This is a genomic window from Streptomyces sp. Tu6071 (assembly GCF_000213055.1).
Classification (GTDB): domain Bacteria; phylum Actinomycetota; class Actinomycetes; order Streptomycetales; family Streptomycetaceae; genus Streptomyces; species Streptomyces evansiae.
Genome location: NZ_CM001165.1, coordinates 5,247,606 through 5,269,538 on the forward strand (window position 1 = coordinate 5,247,606; position 21,933 = coordinate 5,269,538).

15 protein-coding genes and 1 pseudogene are annotated in these 21,933 nt (G+C 73.5%); 2 read left to right on the forward strand and 14 right to left on the reverse strand.

Features of this window, described 5'->3' with window-relative positions; all coding sequences use genetic code 11:
• Window position 1: 1 nt before the first annotated feature.
• The 11 genes from STTU_RS22030 to STTU_RS22080 all read right to left on the reverse strand — a co-directional run bounded on the left by STTU_RS22030 (window position 2) and on the right by STTU_RS22080 (window position 16,356).
• Window positions 2-1,630: a PP2C family serine/threonine-protein phosphatase gene (locus STTU_RS22030; protein ID WP_007826993.1), complete on the reverse strand. Its 1,629-nt coding sequence runs from the start codon at window positions 1,628-1,630 to the stop codon at window positions 2-4.
• 3 nt (window positions 1,631-1,633) lie between these two features.
• A complete protein-coding gene (locus STTU_RS22035; RefSeq protein ID WP_043255989.1) occupies window positions 1,634-4,564 on the reverse strand; it encodes a serine/threonine-protein kinase in 2,931 nt (976 codons plus the stop codon).
• A 55-nt stretch (window positions 4,565-4,619) separates the two neighbouring features.
• The gene (locus STTU_RS22040) at window positions 4,620-5,942 is read right to left on the reverse strand and encodes a hypothetical protein (RefSeq protein ID WP_007826997.1); all 1,323 of its coding nucleotides are present in this window, start codon (window positions 5,940-5,942) and stop codon (window positions 4,620-4,622) included.
• A gap of 138 nt (window positions 5,943-6,080) precedes the next feature.
• Entirely contained in the window at window positions 6,081-7,208 is a 1,128-nt protein-coding gene (locus STTU_RS22045) for a transporter substrate-binding domain-containing protein (RefSeq protein WP_007826998.1), read from the reverse strand.
• 50 nt (window positions 7,209-7,258) lie between these two features.
• Complete coding sequence (locus STTU_RS22050; protein WP_007826999.1) at window positions 7,259-8,791, reverse strand: hypothetical protein; 1,533 nt, start codon at window positions 8,789-8,791, stop codon at window positions 7,259-7,261.
• A gap of 333 nt (window positions 8,792-9,124) precedes the next feature.
• Window positions 9,125-10,183, reverse strand: coding sequence for an N-acetylglucosamine kinase (locus STTU_RS22055; protein WP_043255991.1), 1,059 nt, complete (start codon window positions 10,181-10,183; stop codon window positions 9,125-9,127).
• Entirely contained in the window at window positions 10,174-11,460 is a 1,287-nt protein-coding gene (locus STTU_RS22060; protein ID WP_007827001.1) for a 6-phospho-beta-glucosidase, read from the reverse strand. Before STTU_RS22060 ends, STTU_RS22055 begins: the two co-directional genes overlap by 10 nt.
• A 30-nt stretch (window positions 11,461-11,490) precedes the next feature.
• Window positions 11,491-12,396 carry a carbohydrate ABC transporter permease gene (locus STTU_RS22065; RefSeq protein ID WP_007827002.1) on the reverse strand — a complete coding sequence of 302 codons (906 nt, stop codon included), beginning with the start codon at window positions 12,394-12,396 and terminating at the stop codon, window positions 11,491-11,493.
• 3 nt (window positions 12,397-12,399) lie between these two features.
• Window positions 12,400-13,443, reverse strand: a complete 1,044-nt coding sequence (locus STTU_RS22070) for a carbohydrate ABC transporter permease (RefSeq protein ID WP_007827003.1) — start codon at window positions 13,441-13,443, stop codon at window positions 12,400-12,402.
• An 11-nt stretch (window positions 13,444-13,454) separates the two neighbouring features.
• Window positions 13,455-14,774: an extracellular solute-binding protein gene (locus STTU_RS22075; RefSeq protein WP_007827004.1), complete on the reverse strand. Its 1,320-nt coding sequence runs from the start codon at window positions 14,772-14,774 to the stop codon at window positions 13,455-13,457.
• A gap of 397 nt (window positions 14,775-15,171) precedes the next feature.
• The gene (locus STTU_RS22080) at window positions 15,172-16,356 is read right to left on the reverse strand and encodes an ROK family transcriptional regulator (RefSeq protein WP_043255994.1); all 1,185 of its coding nucleotides are present in this window, start codon (window positions 16,354-16,356) and stop codon (window positions 15,172-15,174) included.
• A gap of 205 nt (window positions 16,357-16,561) precedes the next feature.
• Between STTU_RS22080 and STTU_RS22085 the strand changes: the two genes are divergently transcribed.
• On the forward strand, window positions 16,562-16,993 hold the full coding sequence (locus STTU_RS22085; protein WP_007827008.1) for an NUDIX hydrolase: 432 nt from the start codon (window positions 16,562-16,564) through the stop codon (window positions 16,991-16,993).
• Window positions 16,994-17,116: 123 nt separating this feature from the next.
• Here the strand turns inward: STTU_RS22085 and STTU_RS22090 are convergent, their stop codons facing one another.
• Both STTU_RS22090 and STTU_RS22095 read right to left on the reverse strand, forming a co-directional pair.
• A complete protein-coding gene (locus STTU_RS22090) occupies window positions 17,117-18,493 on the reverse strand; it encodes a cellulase family glycosylhydrolase (RefSeq protein ID WP_007827010.1) in 1,377 nt (458 codons plus the stop codon).
• A 214-nt stretch (window positions 18,494-18,707) separates the two neighbouring features.
• Window positions 18,708-19,784 carry a mechanosensitive ion channel family protein gene (locus STTU_RS22095; RefSeq protein WP_007827012.1) on the reverse strand — a complete coding sequence of 359 codons (1,077 nt, stop codon included), beginning with the start codon at window positions 19,782-19,784 and terminating at the stop codon, window positions 18,708-18,710.
• 227 nt (window positions 19,785-20,011) lie between these two features.
• On the opposite strand from STTU_RS22095, the pseudogene STTU_RS22100 reads away from it, so the two are divergent.
• Window positions 20,012-20,539: pseudogene (locus STTU_RS22100) on the forward strand (HNH endonuclease); the annotation flags it as partial.
• Window positions 20,540-20,854: 315 nt separating this feature from the next.
• Here STTU_RS22100 and STTU_RS22105 read toward each other — a convergent pair.
• On the reverse strand, window positions 20,855-21,883 hold the full coding sequence (locus tag STTU_RS22105; protein WP_007827017.1) for an LLM class flavin-dependent oxidoreductase: 1,029 nt from the start codon (window positions 21,881-21,883) through the stop codon (window positions 20,855-20,857).
• Window positions 21,884-21,933: the final 50 nt, after the last annotated feature.

Here is a 21,933-nt window from a genome sequence, read left to right on the forward strand (position 1 = left end):
GTCACCGCGCCTCCAGGCGCACCGGTTCCCCCGGGGCCGGGTACGGGACGACGGCGACCGTGATGTTGTCGTGGCCGCCGCTGTCGAGCGCGTACCGCACGAGCGTGCGCGCCGCGTCGAGCGGGCGGCTGCCCGAGTCGGCGGGCAGCAGCGCGGCCATCGCCTCCGCGCTCTCCGCGTAGTTCCACAGGCCGTCCGTGCACACGACGACGCTGCCCGGCGCCTCGGGCCGGAAGGCGGCCGTGTGCGGCTCCAGTTCGTAGGCGTCGGCGCCGAGCCAGCCCGTGATGGCGTGCGCGCGTTCGTCCGCGTACGCCTCCTCCTCGCTCAGCAGGCGCGCGGCGACCATCTGGGCCGCCCACGAGTCGTCCTCGGTGAGGCGGTACGGGGTCGCTGAGCGGTCGGCGGGCACCCAGTAGACGCGGCTGTCGCCGACCCAGCCGACGACGAGGAGTTCCTCGGTGACGATCGCGGCGACGAGCGTGCACGCCGGGGCGTTCTGCCCGGGTTCCTCGGGGGGCAGGACCGGCTCGTCGGCGAGCGCGTTGACGGCCTCGGCCGCCTGCTCGATCGCCTCGCGCATCGCCTGCTCGGGACGGGTGCCGCGCGGCAGCGAGGCCATCAGCGCGGCCTCGGCGGTCTGCGCGGCGGCGAGCGAGGCGGCGTCCGGGCGCGTCGCCGAGGACACGCCGTCGCACACGACGGCGACGGCGGCCGTGGCCCCGTCGGGCAGCGCCGTCGCGGCGACCGCGAAGGCGTCCTCGTTGCGGTGGTGGCGCAGCCCCCGGTCGCTCACGGCCGCGAGGGTGCTCAACTCCCGCTCCATGTGGTCGCGCGGACGCGGCTGCGCGTGCCCGCAGCGCTCGCAGTACCCGTCCGCGTCGACCCGCCCCGCCCCGCACCGCGCGCACACCGGGCCGGGCTCGGGCGGCGGCGGGCTCAGCCGCGGATCGGGCGCGGTCTCGGGGGCGGAGGCCGGGGCGCCCGCGGCGGGGGCGCCCGGCGAGGCGTTCGGCAGGGGCGTTCCCGGTACGGGGGCGCCCTGCGCGGGGGCGCCCTGCGCGGGGGCGTCCGGCGCGGGGGCGTCCGGCGCGGGGGCGTTCGGGCCGGGCGCGCCTTGCGCGCCCTCCGGTGCCGCTTCCGGGCGCGGTGGTACGGGGGCGGCGGCGGACTGCGCCGGTACGTGCGCCCCGGCGCCCGGGGGCGTGGGCGGCGTGGGCGGCACCGGCGGCGGGGCCGCCAGGGCGTAGTCGCTGTCCGGGGGCTCGGGGTGCTCCGCGGGGCGGTCGTCGCTCACGTACCGGGGACCGCCGCCCGCCCGTACGCCCGGCTCCGCCGGAGCCCCGGCCTCCTCGGGGAGCCGCACGCCCTCGGGCAGCGTCGGCTGTTCCGGGCGCGCGGACGTGTCCGAGACCGTCGCGGGGAGGTCCGAGGCGCGCAGGACCGGCGCGGGACGGCCCGTGCCGTCCGTCTCGCGGGCCTGCGGCCAGTCGGGGGCGGGCGGCGGCGGACCCGCGGGGGGGCCGGGCACCGCCGAGAGGTCGTAGCCGCAGCCCCCGCAGTACAGATCACTCGCGTCGAGTGGTTCCGCGCACCGGGGACAAGCCGCCAGCTGATGCGTCCGCGCCATCAATCACACCCACGTCCGGGGGCGGAGTCGGTTGGCCCGCTCCACCAGTTCGATCCGTTCCCCGCCGTCACCGGCGAGCCTGGCCAAGGTCCGGAAGGCGCGTTCCAGGCCGAACCGGAGCCCGCGCTCGTCGAGCGGGCAGCCCAGCAGACCGCCCTCCTGCGGCCCTGCGCCGTGGCGACCCGAGAGTACCCAGTCGAGCGCCGCGCCCAGTACCTCGGCCGTGAGCGTCTGCGCCCGCACCGCGTCGACCGCGTCGCCCAGTTCACCCACCCGGGCCGCCGCCGCGCGCAGGTCGGCGAGGGGCGTCTGCCCGGGAGTCCGGCCGCGCAACCGCGCCCGGGTGGCCGCGATCCCGGCGGCGGCGTGGTGCGCCGAGGACTCGGGCACCGTCTCCAGGGCCCGTACGGAGGACTCGCGTTCGCCCGCCGCGAAGAGCACCCGCGCCAGGCCGAAGGCGGCGCTCACGTAGCCCGGGTCGGTCTGCCACACGAGCCGGTAGTACTCCACGGCGTTGTCGAGCTGGCCGAGCGCCTCGGCGCACAGGGCGAGCGCGAGCTTCGGCGCGGCCTCGCCGGGAAAGGCGTCGTAGACCGCGTCGAAGGAGAGCGCGGCCCGGTCCAGTTCGCCCGTCACGAGCGAGGCCAGGCCCCGGTACCAGACGACCCGCCAGTCCTCGGGGTACCCGCGCTCCAGGTCGTCGAGCGAGCGGCCCGCCGCGTCCGGCTGGCCCATCTCCAGGCGCGCCCGCACCTCGCGCAGCCGCACCTCGGGCGAATCGGCGGGGGCGTCGCGCAGGGCGCTGATCAACTCGCTGTGCACCGCCGTGTGCAGACCGGCGAGGAAGCCCGCGCTCGGGTCGCTCGCGTCCACCCGCGGCACCGGCAGCGCGAGCGCCGCCTCGGGGACCCGCATCGGGCGCAGCGCGAGAGCGGGGGAGGAGGGGGGCGCGGCGGGAGGCGCGGGGAGCGGGGCACCTCCGGGCAGCGGCGGGAGACCGGCCCGCGCGGGCGGGGCGGCCTGCGCGGGCGGTCCGGAGGGCGCGGGCAGTCCGGCTTGTGCGGGCAGGCTCGGCGGGGCGCCGAAGCCGGTGGGTGTGGCGGCGCTCGGGGCGGTGCCCGGAGCGAGCGCCGGGGTGCCCGCCGCCTCTCCCGCCAGGGCCGTACGCGCCCGGCGCCGCCCCCAGCCCGTCCCGCCCGCACCGCTTCCGCCGCCTGTCCCGCTTCCGCCGCCCGTGTCCCGCACCCCGAGCGCCGAGACCGCCCCGCCCGCCGGGAGGAACAACTCCGTGTCGGGGACGCGCAGCTCGGGCCCGAAGTGGGTCGAGAGCGCGGGGTGCGGGCGGCCCGTGCGGCGGGCCACGATCTCCCGCAGCACCCCCGTGAGCTGCTCCGCCATCTCCTCCGCCGAGGCGAAGCGGCGCGCCGGGTCCGGGTCCGTCGCGCGCACGAGGAGCCGGTAGAAGGACTCGAACTCCTGGAAGACGGGCACCTGCGCCGGATCGGGCAGGCTGTCCACGTAGACCGTCGTGTAGCCCTGGAAGTCGAAAGCGAGCACGGCGAGCGTGCGCGCCACGGTGTAGAGGTCGGAGGCGACCGAGGGACCCACCTCGGCGACCTCCGGCGCCTGGTAGCCGACCGTCCCGTAGATCGCCGACTCCTCGTCGTCGGCGCGGCGCACCGCGCCCATGTCGATGAGCTTGAGCTGGTCCTCGGTCTGGATCGCGTTGTCCACCTTGAAGTCGCAGTACAGCAGCGAGCGGCTGTGCAGGTGGCCGAGCGCGTCGAGCGCCTCGATGCCGAAGGCGCACGCCTGCTCGACGGGGAGCGGGTCACGGCGGCCCTCGGAGGTGCGGCGCGCGTTGGCGATCTCCTTGAGCGACTTGCCGCCCACGTACTCCATGACGATGTAGCCGTCGAGCGACCCCGTGCGCTGGTCGAGGTGCTCGACGAAGTTGTAGATGCGCACGATGTTGGCGTGCTCGATCTCGGCGAGGAAGCGCCGCTCCGAGATCGCCGCCTCCATCGCGTCCTGGTCGCCCGTGTCGAGGAGGCCCTTGAGCACGACCCAGCGGTCCGAGACCGCGCGGTCGATCGCGAGGTAGACCCAGCCGAGCCCGCCGTGGGCGAGGCAGCCCACGACCTCGTACTGACCGTGCACGACCGTCCCGGCCCCCAGCTTGGGCACGAACGAGTACGGGTGCCCGCACTTCGTGCAGAAACCCTCCGTGCGTCCGGGGTGCTCCCCGCGCGCACGCCCCACCGGGGCGCCGCAGTCGGCGCGCGAGCAGAACCGCTTGCGCTCGGGCACCTCGGCCCGCTCCAGGACCGCCGCGCGCGGGTCGTGCCGGGGAACGGTCGGCACGCTCACGAGCCCGGCCCCGAGCCGCCCGCGCGCCGAGCCCGAGGACGCGGAGCCCGTGCTGCGCGCGCTCACCTGCCGCGCCGTGCTGCTCCCGGAGAGCCGCCCGGAGACCGAGCGCCGCGAGGAGCGCGAGGAGCCGGAGGCCCGCGCGGACGGCGCTGAACCGTACGAGGCGGACCCGCCCGAGCCGTACGAGGCGACCGCGCCGGAGCCGTACGTGGCACCCGAGCCGGAGCCATGGGGGGCACCGGAGCCGGAGCCGTACGCCGCGCCCGCGCCGTACGAGGCCCCCGAGCCCGCGCCGTACACGGCCCCCGAGCCCGCGCCGTACACGGCCCCCGAGCCCGCTCCCGCCGCGCGTGCCCCCGGCGCCTTCGAGCCGTGGGTGGCCGCCGTGCCGCCCGAGGCGCCGCGCCCGCCGCTCGCCGTCATGCCGGTCGGGGGCGAGCCGAGCGCGCCGTCCGGGGCGACCACGGGGGCGAGCCCGCACGTGTCGCAGTACAGCTCCCCGCCGCCCACGTCCTCGTACCGGCCCTCGCAGCCCGGCCGCTGACACGCCTGCTCGTTCATCCGCTTCCCCCGTTCCGCCCCGTCGGGACGCCGTCCGTTCGCCCGCTCGCCCGGCTCACCCCTGCTCACCGGCCAGCGTCTCCGCCACCGCCCGCTGGTACCGCAGCACCGCCTGCTCGGCGGCCCGCAGGTCGCAGGGCGCGCTCCACAGCATGCGGCGGGCCGCGTCGTAGCGCTCCATGAGGAGAGTGTCCTCGGCGAGACCGTGCCTCGCGACCTTCGCGCGGTACGCGTCGAGCCGCCCGCGCAGCTCCGCGCGGATCGCGAGCGGCGCCGCGACCGCGGACAACTGCTCGCGGGCGCGGAGAAGTTCGTCCTCGGCCCGCGCTTCGAGCGAGTCGAGCAGCGGGCTGAGCCGCGACCAGTGCCCGCGCCTCCTGTACTCGGCGGCCCGCGACAGCTCCTCCTGGAGCACGACGGGCGGCCCGCTCACGGCCGGGACCTCCGAGGCCGCTATCTTCGCGAGCACCTCGCCGCGCGCCGCGCGCGCCTCGGCGAGCGTGCGGTCCGCGCGCGAGAGCAGGTCGCTCAGCTCGCGCAGCCGCGCCTCCGCGTCCTGCCGCACCGCGAGCACGGCCTCGATCTCGCGGCGCACCTCGTCGAGTCCGCGCGCCTCGCGGTCGTAGCGCCGCGTGTCGGGACGGCCCGCGCCGGGGGCCGCCGCGCCCGCCTGCGGCTGCCAGAACTCCAGCGGATCGCTGACGACTTGTTCGCGCAGCGCCCCGAGCACGCGCGCGATGCGTTCCAGGTCGTCCCCGGCCGGGTGCTCGCCGGGGCGCACGCCGACCGAGTGCGCGAGCGTGCGGGTGCGGTTCAGCTCGGCGGAGAGCAGGTCGATCCGCGCGGGCAGCGCCGACCACACCGCGTCGGCCGCTATCACGACGGCGAGCGAGTCCGCGTACAGCTCGTTCATCCGCTCCACCAGCTCCTCCAGGGAGCAGCGGTGGCTGAGCCTGGGCACCTCGCCCGTCAGGCTCGCGACGGGCCCGTTCCCCGCCGCCCCGGCGGCCCCCGGCACGGCGAGCGAGCGGCCCTCCAACAGCTCGGTCAGCTCGGCGAGGTCCTCGCGACTGGGGTTGCGGCGCCTGGCGCGCAGCGCGCGGGCGGTGGCGAGTGCCTGGGTGTACGTGTCGAAGCAGGCCCACAGGAGCGAGATCGCCGCCTCCGTGGCCGCCCAGCGCTGCCGCGTCACGCCGGTCAGCTCCGCGCCTTCGAGGAGCCGCCGCCCCGCGTGGTCCTGGAGCGCGAGCAGCGAGGTCTCGACCGCCTCGTGCTCGGCGCCGCGCCGCGCGAGGGCGCGGTCGACCGCCTCGCGGTCCATCACCGGGCCCGGCTCCCGCTCACCCGCCCCAGCGGACATCGCTCGCGCGCCGCCCATCGCACTCCCTTCCGCCCGGCCCCGGCCGGGGCCGCATCCCAGAACGCGCCGCCCGGCCCCCGCCCGGTCCGCACGCCCGCCACAGCGATCACACCTGCACCCTGCCCCTCACACCCCCCTCGCCATGCGCGTCCCCCCTCACGGCGTCCCGAGGTTGATCTTCACGTCCGCCTTCGGCGGCTCGACCTTCTCGCCGGCCCCGAACCACTTCGTGTACGTGGCCTGCCACTGGTCCGCGCGGAAGTCCTCCAGGATCTTGTTGACGCGGGCGACGAGCTGCGGCGAGTCCTGGTTCATCGCGATGCCGTAGTACTCCCAGGCGGGGCTGTCCCGGTCCGCCGGGTTGTTCTCGTCGGGGCCGCCCTGCATGTCGAGGCTGGGGTCCTGCGCCAACTGCCCCTCGCCGAGCGCCCCGTCGGTGACGAGCGCGTCGACCTCGCCGAGCTGCAGGCGGACGAGGCAGTCGAGCTGGTTCGGCACCGAGACCAGCTCGACCTTGTCCTTGAAGCCCTCCGTGAGGACGTTCTCGGCCGTCGAACTGTCGGCGCTGCACAGCCGCTTGCCCGTGAGGGAGGCGTTGAAGCCGTCGACGGAGGAGCCGCGCGGGACGATGATCCGCTGGGTGGTGCGGAAGTAGGGCGTGGAGAAGCTGACGTCCTTGAGGCGCCGGCACGTGATCGTCATGGTGCGCACGACCATGTCCACGTCGTGGTCCGCCACGGCCTGGACCCGCCGGTTGGTCGGGATGGCGCGCAGGACCAGCGCGTCGGGGTCGCCGAGGAGGTCCTTCGCGATGGCGTGCGCGAGGTCGATGTCGAAGCCCTCGATGTCGTTGTTGCCGTCGCGCTGCGGGTTGCGGAAGCCCCACCGGTAGCTGTTCTGGTCGACGCCCACGACGAGCTTGCCCCGCGGGAGCCCGGGGTGCTCCCGGCGGGTCCTGATCTCCTCGACGATCGCGTCGTCGTCCTTGTCCGAGGCGCTCCGGTCGTACGCGTACGGGCAGGAGCCGTCCGCGCTCCGGTACCCGGCCGCGCTGGCGCCGGGAGCGGGAGCGGCCGTGACCCCGTCGTGCCCCGAGGAGGGCGCCCCGGCGCGGGCCCCCGGCAGGCAGAGCGCCCCGATCGCCGCGAGGGCGCACAGGGCGGCCATCGCCGCGATCCCGCCCCAGCCCCGCAGCCGGACCCGTGGCCGCGCGGGCGCGGCCCGCCGCTCCGCCGCGCCCTCGTGCCCGTCCGTCGCAGGCGGCTGTCGCTCGTCGTCCCGCATGTCGTTCCTCCTCCCGCCGCGCGGCGTTCCGCGCCGGGCCCCGCCGGCCCTCACCGGTACTCCGAAAGACGCCTGCCGACACCGAGCAGGGCGCCGAGCGCCCCGAGCACGGCGAGGACGCCCGCGGCGAGCGTGATCCCGGTGAAGGCGTCCACCCCCGTCCGCGCGGCCTGCCGGAAGTCCTGCTGCTCGGTCGCGATCGCCCCGGCGAGGGCGTCGTCCACGTTCTGGAAGAGCCGTGAGGTCGGCTTCGGCACCTCCGGGTCGCCGCCGAGCACCATCCCGAGCGCCTTGGCGTAGTCGCCGCTGTCGTCGGCCTTCCTCGCCGAGGTGTGCGCGGTGCGCCAGCCGCGCGCCGCCTCGCGGGCCCGGTCGACCGACGAGCGCCCCGCCGGGCTGTCCGCGCGCCGCGCGGCCTCGGCGAGCAGGTTCTGCCGGGGCTTCTCGCCGCCCGCGTCGCGCGCGCCGTCGAGGAGCCCGGCTTCCTGCTGGTACGCGTACTCGTAGGCGTCGATCTCCACCTGCTCGTCGCCCTGCTGGATCTTCCTGACCTTCGCGCCCCGGTTGACGAGCGTCAGGTTCTCGCCCGCGCGCGCCTTGAGGGCGGCGATGCGGGCCTCGTTGAGGACGGTGAGCGAGTCGACGCCGCTCGCCCGCGAGGTGGTGAGGTGCTGGAGGGCCACGGTGTGCCCGGTGACCATCCAGGCGAGCAGCACGAGCGCCGCCGCGCCCGCGGCCACGAGGCCCCTGTTGAGCACCCGGTTGGTGCGCCGGTAGTCGCGGTACTGGGCCCCGCCGAGCGCGGCGAGGGCGAGCACGCCGAGGGCGATCGCGAGCCAGGGGTACGGGGTCGCGGTGTCGTAGTCGTGGGCGAGCCGGTCGTTCTCCGCCTGCCAGAGCCGCTCGGCCTCCGGGAGCATCGTCTTCTGCATGAGGTCGCTCGCGTGCCGCAACCAGGCGCCGCCGAGCGGGACGAGCTGCCGGTTGTACGTCTGCGCGTTCTGTATCTGCGCGGTGTAGACCGGGAGTTGCGAGTTGAGCCGGGCGAGCGATTCCGAGGAGGACGAGCTCAGGCCGCGCCGGCCCGCTGCCTCGGCGAGCATCTTCGAGGCGCGCGCGATGTCCTCGTCGTAACTCTTCCTGACGTCCTCGGGCACCTGGCCGTGCCCGGAGAGGAAGCCGGTGGACGCGGTCGTGTCCGCGTCGGCGAGGCTCCGGTAGATCGTCGCCGCCTCGGTCGTGAGCGGCTGGCTGCCCGTCAGGACGTGGTCGGCCGCCGCCGCCCGCGAGGAGGTCTGCCACGCGCTCGCGGCGCCGAACGCGAGGAGCAGCAGCGCGAGTCCCGCGCCGATGAGGCGCAACCGTCCCGGCTCCGTCCGGGCACCCCGGCGCAGCCGGTCGACACCCTCGGCGAGCGCTGTCCTGCGGGGCGCTGCCGGGGCGGCGGGCGCGCCGGGGGCCGCGGGTGCCTGCGGGAGCGGGCCGCCCTGGGGCGGTACGGGGGCGTACCCCTCCGCCTCGACGGCGCTCACCGCGCCCGCGCGGCCGGGCGGCGCCGCGCCGCCCTTTCGCCGTTGTGCCACGTCGACCTCCCCCGTCGGTCCTGTCGGTTGCCGGGCGCCAGTATGTCCCCCGGCGGCCCCGGGGAGCACGGCCTTCCCCCGGATCGCGTCCCGCCCGCCCCGGCGTTCACGGGCGAACCCGTGGAAAACGACCGGCGCACGCGCCCCCGCGCTCCGGGGTCGCCACGACCCCGTACCGTGGCGCCGCTCCGTACAACCGTGCGCGCCACTCGCTCTCACATACGAACGGAACGACGTGCCCGGTTCCCCGCCGTTCCGGGTTCACCCGAACAAGTGAACGGCCGCCCCGCGCGAGCGGGACGGCCGTGTCAGGAGGGGGAACCGAGGCGCCGTTCAGGCCCCGACGGACGAGGAGCAGGCGACCGGAGTTGACGCCGCCCCCGGCCCCTGCGCGTAGTGCGCGCGCACCGTGCGGTGCGCTGCGGTCGGCGCCGCGAGGTGGTCGAGACCGAGGAGAGCGGCGCCGAGCACGGGCCGCTCCTTGACCACGCGCGCCACCGCGCGCGGCGCGCGTGCGGCGAGCAGTTCCCCGATCCGCCCGTTGAGCTGCGGGTGGCGCGCGGCGAGGATGCCGCCGCCGAGCAGGACGGGGACCTCCTCGTCGAGCAGCCCGAGCTTGCCGAGCGAGACGGTCGCCATGACGACGACCTCCTCCGCCATGCGCTCCACGATCGCCGAGGCGATCGCGTCACCCGCGGCGGCCGTCGAGAACAGCACCGGGTTCAGCTCGTGGCGCCGCCCGTAGGCGAGCCGCCCGCGGTGGAACGCCTCGATGAGCGCGTACATCGAGTCGAGCCCGAAGTACGCGGGCAGCTCCCGCGCGAGCGCGGTCGGTTCGCCGCGCCCGTCCTCGGCGCGCGCGGCGAACCACAGCGCCTCCTCGGCGAGGCCCCCGCCGCCGCCCCAGTCCCCGGATATCTTGCCGATCGCCGGGAAGCGGGCGGTCCGGCCGTCGGGGTGCATCCCGGCGCAGTTGACGCCCGCGCCGCACACGACCGCGACACCGCGCGGGGCGGCGTCCTCCAGGAGCCCCGCCCGCAGCACCGCGAAGGTGTCGTTGTAGACGCTCGTGCTCGCGCTCCAGCCGCGCGCCTCTATCGCGGCGGCCAGTTCGGCCTCCTCGACCGGCAGATCGGCGTTGGCCAGACACGCCGAGGTGTGCCGCGCCCCGCCGACGACGGGCAGCCCGGCGTCCGCGAAGGCGCGCTCCACGATCTCGTGGAGGATGTCGATCGCCGGTTCCACCCCGATCACGGGCGGCTGGAACCCGCCGCCGCGCGCGGCCCCGAGGACGGTCCCGTCCTCGGCGACCACGGCGACGTCGGTCTTGCTGTTGCCCGCGTCGATCGCCAGGACGGCGGACTGACCCGCGCCGGGTGTGCTCAGGCCCACGCCAGGTGCTCCCTGTTGTGCGCGATCAGCTCGTCCGTGAGCTTTTCCGCGTACTCGATCTGGCCGACCAGTGGGTGCGCGAGGAGCGCCTTGAAGACGGCGTCGCGGCTGCCGTGCAGCGCCGCTTCGAGCGCCAGGTTCTCGTACGCCGTGGTGTGCGCGATGAGCCCGGCGTACAGCGGGTCGAGCGTGGGCACGGGCAGCGGGGTCGCCCCGGTCGCGTCGATGCTCGCCTGCACCTCGATGACGGCGTCGTCGGGGAGGAACGGGAGCGTGCCCTTGTTGAAGGTGTTGACGACCTGGTACGGCGAGCCGCCCGTCGCCATGCCGTCCGCCGAGCGGCCCAGCAGGCCGGCGGCGAGGTCGACGGCGGCCTCGGAGTAGAAGGCCCCGCCGCGCTTGGCGAGCAGCTCCGGCTTCACGTCGAGCTTCGGGTCCCCGTACAGCTCCAGGAGCTGCTTCTCCATCGCCGCGACCTCGGAGGCGCGGGTCGGCTTGGTGCGCTGCTCCCGCACGACGGCGTCGTGCTGGTAGTAGTACCGCAGGTAGTACGAGGGGACGACGCCGAGCCGCGTGACGACGTCGCTCGGCATGTGCAGGTCCTCGGCGATCGCGTCGAGGTGCTCGATGAGCAGCCTCGGCAGCACGTTCTCGCCCTCGGGGCCGCCGAGCCGGGCGCCCAGCTCCCACGTGAGGTGGTTGAGGCCGACGTGGTCGAGGTGGACCTCGGAGGGCGCCACGTCGAGGAACTTGGCGAACTTGCGCTGGAAACCGATCGCCACGTTGCACAGGCCGACCGCCTTGTGCCCGGCGGTGAGCAGGGCGCGCGTGACGATACCGACCGGGTTGGTGAAGTCGATGATCCACGCGTTCGGGTTGGTGCGGCGCACGCGCTCGGCGATGTCGAGGACGAGCGGCACGGTGCGCAGCGCCTTGGCGAGGCCGCCCGCGCCCGTCGTCTCCTGGCCGACGCAGCCGCACTCCAGCGGCCACGTCTCGTCCTGGTCGCGGGCCGCCTGGCCGCCGACGCGGAGCTGGAGGAGCACGGCGTCCGCGCCCTCGACACCCGCGTCCAGGTCGGAGGTGGTGACGATCTTGCCGGGGTGGCCCTGCTTGGCGAAGATGCGCCGGGCGAGGCCGCCGACGAGTTCCAGCCGCTCGGCCGCCGGGTCGACCAGGACCAGTTCCTCGATGGGCAGGGTGTCGCGCAGGCGGGCGAAGCCGTCGATGAGTTCGGGGGTATAGGTCGATCCGCCGCCGACCACGGTGAGCTTCATTGGTTCTCAGCCCTTTGCTCGGGGCGGGCGTCAGCCCTTGACCCCGGTGAGAGTGACGCCTTCGACGAAGGCTTTCTGTGCGAAGAAGAAGACGATGACGACGGGCGCCATGATCAGCAGCGTGGCCGCCATCGTCATGTTCCAGTTCACGGCGTGAGCGCTCTTGAAGGATTCGAGTCCGTAGCTGAGCGTCCAGGCGCCGGGGTTCTGCGCCGCGTAGATCTGCGGGCCGAAGTAGTCGTTCCAGCAGTAGAAGAACTGGAAGAGGGCCACGGCGGCGATCCCGGGCTTGGCCATCGGGACGATGACCTTGACGAGGGTCTTGAACTCGCCGCAGCCGTCCACCCGCGCCGACTCCATGTACTCCTTCGGGATCGTCAGCAGGAACTGGCGGAGCAGGAAGATCGAGTACGCGTCGCCGAAGGCCATCGGGATGATGAGCGGCCACAGAGAGCCGGAGAGGTGGAACTGCTGCGCCCACACGAGGTACATCGGGATCACGATGACCTGCGGGGGCAGCATCATCGTCGAGATCACCATGATCATCGCCGTCTTGCGGCCCCGGAAGCGGAACTTCGCGAGGGCGTAGGCGACGGGCACGGAGGAGCACACCGTGAAGAAGGTGCCGGCCACCGCGTAGATGATCGAGTTCTTCCACCAGGTCAGGAACCCGTCGGTGTGGAAGACCTTCGAGTAGTTGTCCCAGTGCCAGGAGCTGGGCCACAGGTCGCCGCTCATCGCCTGGCTGTCGCTCATCACCGAGGTCAGGAAGACGAAGACGAACGGCAGGATGAACAGGAGCGCCACGGCGATCGCGACGGTGTGCACGGCGATGAAGTTGAGCGCCTTCTTGCGCTTGCCCGCACGCGGCGCGCGAGCCGTCCCCGTGTCCCCGGCGGTCGCCTGGAGCGGCGGGTTCAAAGTGGTCGAGGTCATGGGTCAGTCCTCCGTCAGCAGGCCGGTGCTCTTGCGCATGAGCAGCAGGGTGACGGCCATGGCGATGGCGAAGAGCACGAGCGAGAGCACGCACGCGGCGCCGGTGTTGAAGTTCTGGAAGCCCATCGAGTAGACGAGCTGGGGGACCGTGATGGTCGAGTGGTCCGGGTAGCCGGGCTGGATGACCGAACCGGGGCCGATGTTGACGCCGGAGGCGAGCTTCCCCGCGACGAGCGCCTGCGTGTAGTACTGCATCGTCTGCACGACGCCCGTGACCACGGCGAACATCACGATCGGCGTGATCGAGGGCCACGTCACGTAGCGGAACTTGCTGATCGCGTTCGCGCCGTCCAGCTCGGCCGCCTCGTACTGCTCCTTCGGCACGTCGAGCAGCGCCGCCATGAAGATGACCATCAGGTCGCCGATGCCCCACAGCGAGAGCATCACGAGCGAGGGCTTCGACCAGTGCGGGTCGTTGAACCACGTCGGCGCGTCGATGCCGAGGTGGCCGAGCAGCTCGTTGACCGGACCCGTGGACGGGTTGAGCAGGAAGACGAAGGCGACCGTGGCCGCGACGGGCGGGGCGAGGTACGGCAGGTAGAAGATGGTCCGGAAGATGCCGACCCCGGACTTGATCTTCGTGACGAGCAGCCCGATGCCGAGTCCGAAGACCACCCGCAGCGCCACCATGACCACGACGAGCCACAGCGTGTTCCACAGCGAGGGGCCGAAGAGCGGCATCTGCGTGAACACGTACTTCCAGTTCTTCAGCCCCACGAAGGTCGGGGACTTGATCTGGTTGTAGTGCATGAACGAGAAGTAGACGGTCGCTATCAGCGGATAAGCGAAGAAGACCGAGAAGCCGATGAGCCACGGGGAGAGGAATCCGACCGTGCGCAGTCGCGCGCGGTTCTTCTTGCGGCGCAGGGGCGCGCTGTCGCGGGGCGTGCCGTTCTTCCGGAGCGTGCCGCCCTCGGAGCCGTCGCCCGCGCCGCCGCTCGTGCCGTCCTTGGTGCCGGCGCGTCCGGCCGGGAAGGAGAGTGCCATGGTTCGCTGCCTCAGTTCTCGGACTGGAGGTTGTCGGCGTCGATCTGGTGGTCCAGGTCCTCAAGCCCCTTCTTGAGGTTGTGGACCTTGCCCTCCTCGACCGAGTACGAGAAATCCTGGAGGGAGGTGATGTACTGCCCGCCGTTGTTGGAGGGCGGGATCGCCTGGCTGTCGGGGTTCTGGGCGATCTTGATGAACTGCTGGAAGGACGGGTCCGCGTCGAGCTTCGGCGACTTGAGCGCCGCGAAGGTCGAGGGCACGTTGTGGATCGCGTTGGCGAAGTCCACGACCTGCTCGGTGTCCGTGGTCAGGTACCTGACCAGCTCGAAGGCCGCGTTCTGGTGCTTGCTGCTGTGCGCCACGCCCGCGACGGTCCCGGTCAGGTAGCCGCGCCCGTAGGTCTCGGCCTGGTCGTCCGGTACGGGGAGCGGGGCGACACCCCAGTCGAACTTCGCCTTCGCGTCGTCGAGCATGAGACCGCGCCACTCGCCGTCGAGGTGCATCGCGAGCTTCTGCGTGAGGAAACCGTTCTGCGCGGACATCTCGTCGCCGAAGGAACCGCGCAGGCGCTCCAGCTTCCCGTAGCCGCCCTGCGCCTTGGAGATGTCGTCCATCGCCTTGAAGAAGGCGTAGGTCTTCGGCTCCTCGGCGAGCTGGGCCTTGCCCTTCTTGGTGAAGTACTCCGGGCCCCACTGCGCGAACATCCGGTCGGGGCTGTTCTGGTACAGACGGAAGTTGGGCATGAAACCGGCACGCTTGAGCGTCCCGTTGGAGTTCTTCTCGGTGAGCTTGGCGGCGTCCGCCTTCATCTCCGAGATCGTGTGCGGGGGCCGGGAGATCCCGGCGGCCTTGAAGAGGTCCTTGTTGTAGTACATCCCGTACGCGTCGGCGAGCAGCGGCAGGGCGCACTGCGTGCCCTCGTACTGCGTGTAGTCGAGCAGCGTCTTCGGGAAGACCTTGTTCTTGTCGATGCCGTTCTTCTTCATGAACGGATCGAGATCGGCCCACATGCCCGAGGAGCAGTACTGCCCCACGTTGTTGGTCGTGAACGAGGTCACGACGTCGGGGGCCTTCGAACCACCGGCGCGCAGCGCCTGGTTGATCGTCTCGTCGCTGACGTTGCCGGTCGCCTGCACGTGGATGTTCGGGTGCAGCTTCTCGAAACGGGCGATCGAGTCGTTGATCGCCTTGACCTCGCCGGGCGCCGACCAGCCGTGCCAGAACTTGATCGTGACGGGCTTGGTCGGGTCGTCGTCCGCGCTGCCCGTGCTCGGGTTCGCGCAGCCGGTCAGGACGAGCGCGGCGCTCGCGAGCCCGGCGAGCGGGATCACGGCACGGCGCCGGGTCCTCGCGGCGGTCGTACGGGCGAGGGGGCCTGCGGAGGCCGTCCGTGCGGCCTTCGGCCGGGGGACGGGTATGCGCCAACGCGGCATGGCTGGCTTCCTTCGTGGGACGGGGATACGGGGGAGAGGCGGGGGGTCCGTCCGACCGGCCCGGTGGGAGTGGGGGTGGGGCGGGTCTCGCGGGTGCTGCGGGGTGCTGCCGGTCGTGCGGGCTGTGCGGGTACGGGTCGTGCGGGTGCGGACTGGTGGCCGGGGCCCGTCCGGGCTGGACGGGGGAGTCTCCTCGGGCGGGCCCCGGCGGTCGGTGAGCGGGCGGGGGAGGCGCTTTCGGTGAACAAGTGTCCACCGCAAGATCGGCGCTCTCATCCCGCTCGGTGAACAGTTGTCAACTGGTGTCGAAGACGGCGTCGCGGGCCTGTTCGAGCGCGATGTGCAGGGCCCCGACGAGGATCGGGTCGCCCTCCAGCTCACTGATGCGCAGCAGCGGCCTGGGCAGCGCGAGCCCGGTCAGCTCCGCCTCGACGCGCGTGCGCAGCTCCTCGCCGCCCGCCTCCGCGACCTGCCCGGAGAGCACGACGAGTTCGGGATCGACCACGGCGACGACCGCCGCTATCCCGGTGGCGAGCCGCCGCGCGATCTCGTCGAGCACGGCGGGCACGGTGAGCGCCTCGGCGAGCGGCGCGTCGCCCGCGAGGGCCCGTACCGCCGGAACGGATACGAGGCTCTGGAGGCCGCCGCCCCCGTCGTCCCCGGCGGTCGCGCCCTCGCCGCCGCGCGCGAGCGGGGCACCGGGCAGCGGCATGTAGCCGATCTCGCCCGCGCCGCCCGTCGCGCCGCGCAGGAGCGTGCCGCCGAGCACGATCGCGGCGCCGACGCCGCGGTCCACCCAGGCGAGCACGAAGTCGTCGTGGTCCTGCGCCGCGCCCTGGTACTGCTCGGCGAGCGCCGCGAGATTGACGTCGTTCTCGATCCGTACGGGCGTGCCGATCTCCTCGGTCAGCTCGGCGAGGAGCGTGCGGGAGTGCCAGCCGGGCAGGTGCGGCGCGTAGCGCAGCTCGCCGCTGACCGGGTCGAGCGCCCCCGGCGTGCCGATCACGGTGTGGTGGAGGCGGTCGGCGCGCAGGCCGGCCTCGGCGAGCGCGGCCTCGACGGCTTCGTGCACGAGCTGCGCGGTCCGGTTGCGTACGTCCTCGGCGACCGCGTCGGCCTCGACGCGCCCGCGCCCGACGACCCGGCCCGTGACATCGGCCACGACGGCGCTGATCCCGGTGTGCCCGACGCTCAGCGCGGCGACGTGCGCCGCGCTCGGGTCGACCTCGTACAGCAGTGCCTTGGGGCCCGGCCTGCCGCTCTCGCTCCCGCTGCTGCGCACGAGCCCGGCGGTTTCGAGCCGCGCGAGCAACTGCGAGGTCGTCGGCTTCGAGAGCCCGGTCAGCTCTCCTATCCGGGTCCGGGTGAGCGGCCCGTGCAGGACGAGCAGGTCGAGAGCGGCGCGGTCGTTCATCGCGCGCAGGACGGCGGGGGTGCCGGGCGTCGCGGCCGGGGTGCCGGGGGTGGTGCTGGAAGCCATCGCCTGCGACCCGCCCTTCGGGGTTCCTGACCTTCCCCACAGCATTGTTAGGAAGGTTTCCTATCGGTGGCAGGAACTTAAAGGACGGGGGGACGGGAGTCAATAGCCGGGTTTCGGGAGGCGTGAGGGAGGGGAGGAGGGGGGCGAGGGTGGGGAATTGGCGTAATAGTCCGCGAATGCGGGCAAATCGCCCATGGGGGTGTGAATGGCGCGCTGGCCGGTCTCGGTAAAGGCCGTGACGCTGGACGCGAGGGACCGCGTCCTCCTCCTGCGCAACGAACGCGACGAGTGGGAACTCCCCGGCGGCCACCTCGACCCGGCCGACGCGGGCCCCGAAGCGGCGGTGGTGCGGGAACTGGGGGAGGAGGCGGGCTGGGGCGTGCGGCCGGTCGCCCTCCTGGACTCCTGGCTCTACGAGCCACTGCCGGGCCAACGGGTCCTGATCCTGACGTACGGCTGCCACCTGCTGACGCCCGACCAGGCTCCCGTACTGAGCATCGAGCACCGGGAGTTGGGGCTCTTCGCGGAGGGGGAGGTGGTGGGGCTGCGGATGCCGGAAGGGTACAAGCGGTCGGTGGCGCGGTGGTACGGGACCCTGCGGGCGCGCGCGGCGCAGGGGCCAGGGTCCGCCGCGTAACGCATGGGCCGGGCCGACGCCGTACACCTCCCGTTCCGCGTGTGCGGCCCGGGAGCTGTCCGAGGTGGTACGGGCCCCGCCCCGAACCGGTGTCCCCGGTCCGGGGCGGCCCCCTTCGCCGACTCAGCTCGTCGGGAAGTTGTCCGGGGTGCTGATGCGGGCCTTCAGCAAGGTTCCCGATTCCGTCAGGGTTCCCGCGCTCGCGTAGTCCGTGCCGTCGCACGTGCCCGGTTTCAGAGCCGCGCTTGATTCGGGGGCGTCGGAGAAGGTCCAGTTCGCGTAGCTGATCTGCTGCTGGTCGAGCAGGTCGAGCCAGGCCGTCGTGCTCGAACGGTCCAGATCGCCGCCGCCCGTCGCGCTCACCGTGCCGAACTCCGTGACGAAGAGCGGCAGCCGGGACGCCGCCCGGTTCACCGTCGTGCGGTAGTTGTCCTTGTGGCTCGCGGCGTAGAAGTGGAAGGCGTACATGATGTTGCTCGCGTTGACCGGGTTGTTGACGATCTCGTTCTCGTCCGAGCCGTCCGAGACCCCGAGCGAGGACCAGCCGCGCGTGCCGACGATGACGACCGCGTCCGGGTCGGCGGCGCGGATCACCGGGATGACCTGCTCCGCGTAGTTCTTGATGGCCTGCCAGCTCACGCCGTTCGGCTCGTTGGCGATCTCGTAGATCACGTTCTTCTTGTTCGCGTTGCGTGCCGCCACCGAGGCGAAGAACGTCTTCGCCCGCTCCAGGTTGTAGTTGGGGTCGCCCGGCGTGAGCGTGTGGAAGTCGATCAGGGCGTACATCCCGCGCGCCTCGGCCTCGTCCACGAGCGAGTTGACGCGGGCCGTGAAGGCGGCCGGGTCGGTCTCGTAGCCGTCCTCCTGCACGTACATCGCGATGCGGAGCAGATCCGCCTTCCAGTCCTTCGCGAGCGCGTCGAGCGAGGCGGGGTTGTAGCACTTGCTGAACCACTGGATGCCGTGCGTGCTCATGCCGCGCAGCTGGATGGGACGGTCGTACTGGTTGCACAGGTGCGTGCCGCAGACATGGAGCTGTCCGTTCGTGGCGACGGGCGTTCCGGTGCCGCCTGGCTGTTCCCCTCCTCCGCCCGTCGAGCCGGTGCAGGCCACGCCGTTGAGGGCGAACGAGGTGGGAGCGGGGTTCGCGCCGCTGAAGGCGCCGACGTAGCCGAGGTCGGCGGAGGCGCCGGTCGCGAGCGTGCGGTTCCAGTCGGTGTTCGTGACGCCGGCCGTCGCGCCGGACTGCGACCACGTACCGTTCCAGCCCTGCACCACCTTCTGGCCCGTGCCGGGGAGCGAGAAGCTGAGCTTCCAGCCGGTCACCGGGTCGCCGAGGTTGGTCACCCTGACCGTGGCCTGGTAGCCGTCCTGCCACTGATTGCTGACGCTGTACTCAACCTTGCAGCCGGCGGCGGCCGACGCCGGCGAGCCGGTCAGGGCGGTGAGCCCGAGCGCCATCGCGCAGGCCGCGAGCACGGCCATGAGGCGTTTCACCATGTTCCTCCTGTCGTCCCCAGGGGAAGGAGCGGTACTACGGGAGCGCTCCCAAAGCGCGGCGGACCGCCGCGTCGGTCGGAGAACGTACCTCGGGGGAGGAGGGGCGTACAGGTGCATGACAAGCCAAGTGAGGTGCGGCAATTCATGTGTGATACACGGGAGTTGGGCGGCCGGGGCGACCGGACTCGCACAGTCCTGAGGGCCCCGCGCCCCCTCACTTCTGCAACGGTGTCTGCGGCGGCAGCGGGCTCGCGTTGAGCGACTGCGGGGACGTCGTCGAGGCGTACGCCGAGGGGGCCGCCACGCCCGCCGCCGCGTCCGAGCCGTCCGCCGCCGGGGACGAGACGGGCATGCCGCCGACGATGCTGATGCCCTCCTTGTCGAAGGCGTGCTTGATGCGCCAGCGCAGTTCGCGCTCCACCGCGACCGCCTGGCCCGGCATCGTACGGGCGGCCACGCGGACCACCATCGAGTCCAGAAGCACGGACTCCAGGCCCAGCGTCTCCACCGGGCCCCACAGCCGCTCGCTCCAGGGCTCCTCCTTGCTCATCGCCTCGGCCACGGACGCCAGCGTCGCCTTGACCCTGTCCAGGTCCTCCTCCGTCTTGACGGTCACGTCCACGCCCGCCGTCGCCCAGCCCTGGCTCAGGTTGCCGATCCGCTTGACCTCGCCGTTGCGGATGTACCAGATCTCGCCGTTGTCCCCGCGCAGCTTCGTCACGCGCAGCCCGACCTCGATCACCTCGCCGCTGGCCACGCCCGCGTCGATCGTGTCGCCGACCCCGTACTGGTCCTCCAGGATCATGAAGACGCCCGAGAGGAAGTCCGTCACGAGGTTCCGCGCCCCGAAGCCGATCGCGACGCCCGCGACACCCGCCGAGGCGAGCAACGGCGCCAGGTTGATCTTGAAGGTGGACAGGACCATGAGGGCCGCCGTGCCGAGGATGAGGAACGAGGCGACGGAGCGGAGGACGGACCCTATGGCCTCCGAGCGCTGGCGGCGGCGCTCCGCGTTGACGAGCAGACCGCCGAGCGCGCTGGTCGCCGCGTTCTCGCCGGGGCGGTTCATCCGGGCTATGAAACGGGTGATCGTACGGCGTACGACTTGGCGCAGGACGAGCGCGATGACCACGATCATGACGATGCGCAGTCCCACGCCGAGCCAGTCGGACCAGTTCTCGCGCACCCAGCCGGCCGCGTCCGTGGCGCTCTCCTGGGCGTCCTGGAAAGTGACCGGATCAGGGCTCGCACCGGTGGCCAAGAGGACGGGCGACACCACGGGGACCTCCATGTTCGGGGACGATTCACCACACTAACGGGGCAGCGCCGACGCTCCGTCGCTCGTGCGCCGCGGGGCCGCTCCGCCCCAGGCAGCGGCCCCGCGGCGGGGCCCGCTGTGGGCGAAAACACGTCGGGCCCGTTACCCGTCCATGGTGGCGCCGCCACCCGGCCCGGGGTGAGACTGGAGCGGATCGTCCCGGCGCGAGCCACGCGCCGCCGGCGTACAAGGAGGCACACGTGCCGCACGTCCTCGTCCTCAACGCGTCGTACGAGCCCCTCGGCGTCGTACCGCTCCGCCGCGCGCTCGTCCTCGTGCTGGAGAACAAGGCCCAGTGCCTGGAGGAGACCGGCGCCTTCCTCCACAGCGCGAGCCGCACGGTCCCCGCACCCAGCGTGGTCCGGCTCAAGCGCTACGTCCGGGTGCCCTACCGGGGCCCCGTGCCGCTCACCCGGCGCGCCCTCTTCGCCCGCGACGGCGGCAAGTGCGCCTACTGCGGGTCCGTCGCCACGAGCGTCGACCACGTCGTGCCCCGCAGCAGAGGCGGCCGGCACGCCTGGGACAACGTCGTCGCGTCCTGCCGCCGCTGCAACCACACCAAGGCCGACCGCTACCTCGCCGACCTCGGCTGGCGCCTGCGCCACGCCCCCGCCCCGCCGACCGGGCTCGCCTGGCGCATCATCGGGACGGGGCACAGGGACCCGAGCTGGCTGCCCTACCTGCGCCCCTTCGGCGCGGACGACGCCCTCGCGCGGATCGAGGCGCTCGGCGGGCAGCAGGCCGGGGAGGCGGCGGAGGGCTGGGGGACGGTGGCGGGCCAGGGCCTCGGCTCCCGGGGGCAGGGCCCGGGTTCCGGGAGCCGGGGCAGCGGCCCGGGGGGCGCGCAGCCCTTCGGAGAGGTGTCGCCCGCCGCCACCGCCTGAGCCCGCCTCCCGCCTCCGCAGTACGCGGCGCCCCCCCGGACGCGGCGCCCCCCCCCCCGGACGCGGCGCCCCCCCCGGACGCGGCGCCCCCCGGACGCGGCGCCCCCCGGACGCGGCGCGCCTCCCCGCTCAGCCGTCTCAGGAGCGGCACACCTCCCCTCAGGCGCCCGGCTTCCAGTCCAGCGCCGGGCCCAGGTGGTGCGCGAAGTCGCCGAGAATCTGGATGTAGTCCTCGTAGGCGAAGTCGAAGGGCAGCGCGAAGGCGACCTCGTCCACCTCCTGGAAGGCGGCGTCGGCGTGCAGCCGCTCGGCGAGTTCGGCCGAGGGGCCCACGAGGTCGGGTGCGAAGAGGAGTCCGGCGGGGCCCTGCGGCGCCGTCGTCCGGGGCAGGCGCTCGCGCGCGTACGCCGCGTAGCGTTCCCGTTGCGCGGGCGTCGCCGAGTCGGTCGGGACGACGACGAGGCCCTGCGAGACGCGGGCCCGCGCGCCGTCCGGGTGGGCCGCGCGGAAGGCGCGGATCTGGGCGCGCTGGATCGCGGCGAACGGGGGGACGCCCGTGTCCGGGGCGACCTCCGGGTCCCACTTCACGACGCTGCTCGTCAGCAGGTTGAGCCCCTGCTCGCCCGCCCACCGCGCCGAGCGCAGGCTCCCCGCCCCGTACCACAGCCGTCGGCCGAGGCCGGGCGACTGCGGCTGCACGAGGTCGGAGCGGGCCTCGAAGCCGGTCGTGGCGCCGCCCGTCGTGACCGCCTCGCCGCGTACGCACGCGAGGAGGCGCGAGACGCGCGCGTAGGAGAAGTCCTCGGCCTCGGCCGTGTCCGGGTACAGGGCGTCCTTGACCTCCTCGTACCGCGCGGGCGGGCCGACGCTGAAGCCGGGGTTCAGCCGGCCGCCCGAGAGCACGTCGACCGTCGCCCAGTCCTCCGCGAGCCGGAGCGGGTTCTCCCAGCCGAGCGGCGTGACGGCGGTGCCGAGCTGGATGCGCGAGGTCCGCTGGGTCGCGGCGGCGAGGACGGCGACGGGGGAGGAGATGCCGTACTGGAGGTGGCGGTGGCGGACCCAGGCGGAGTCGAGTCCGAGCGATTCGCCGTGTGCGATGAGGCCGAGCGTGGACTCGTGGCCCGCGCGCGGCGAGGCGGGGTCGAAGAGGCCGATCGTGAGGAAGCCGAGCTTGCTGAGCCGGGGCATGGGCGGACTCCGGGGGAAGGGAGGAGGGGGGCGGGGGCGGCTCCGCTTCG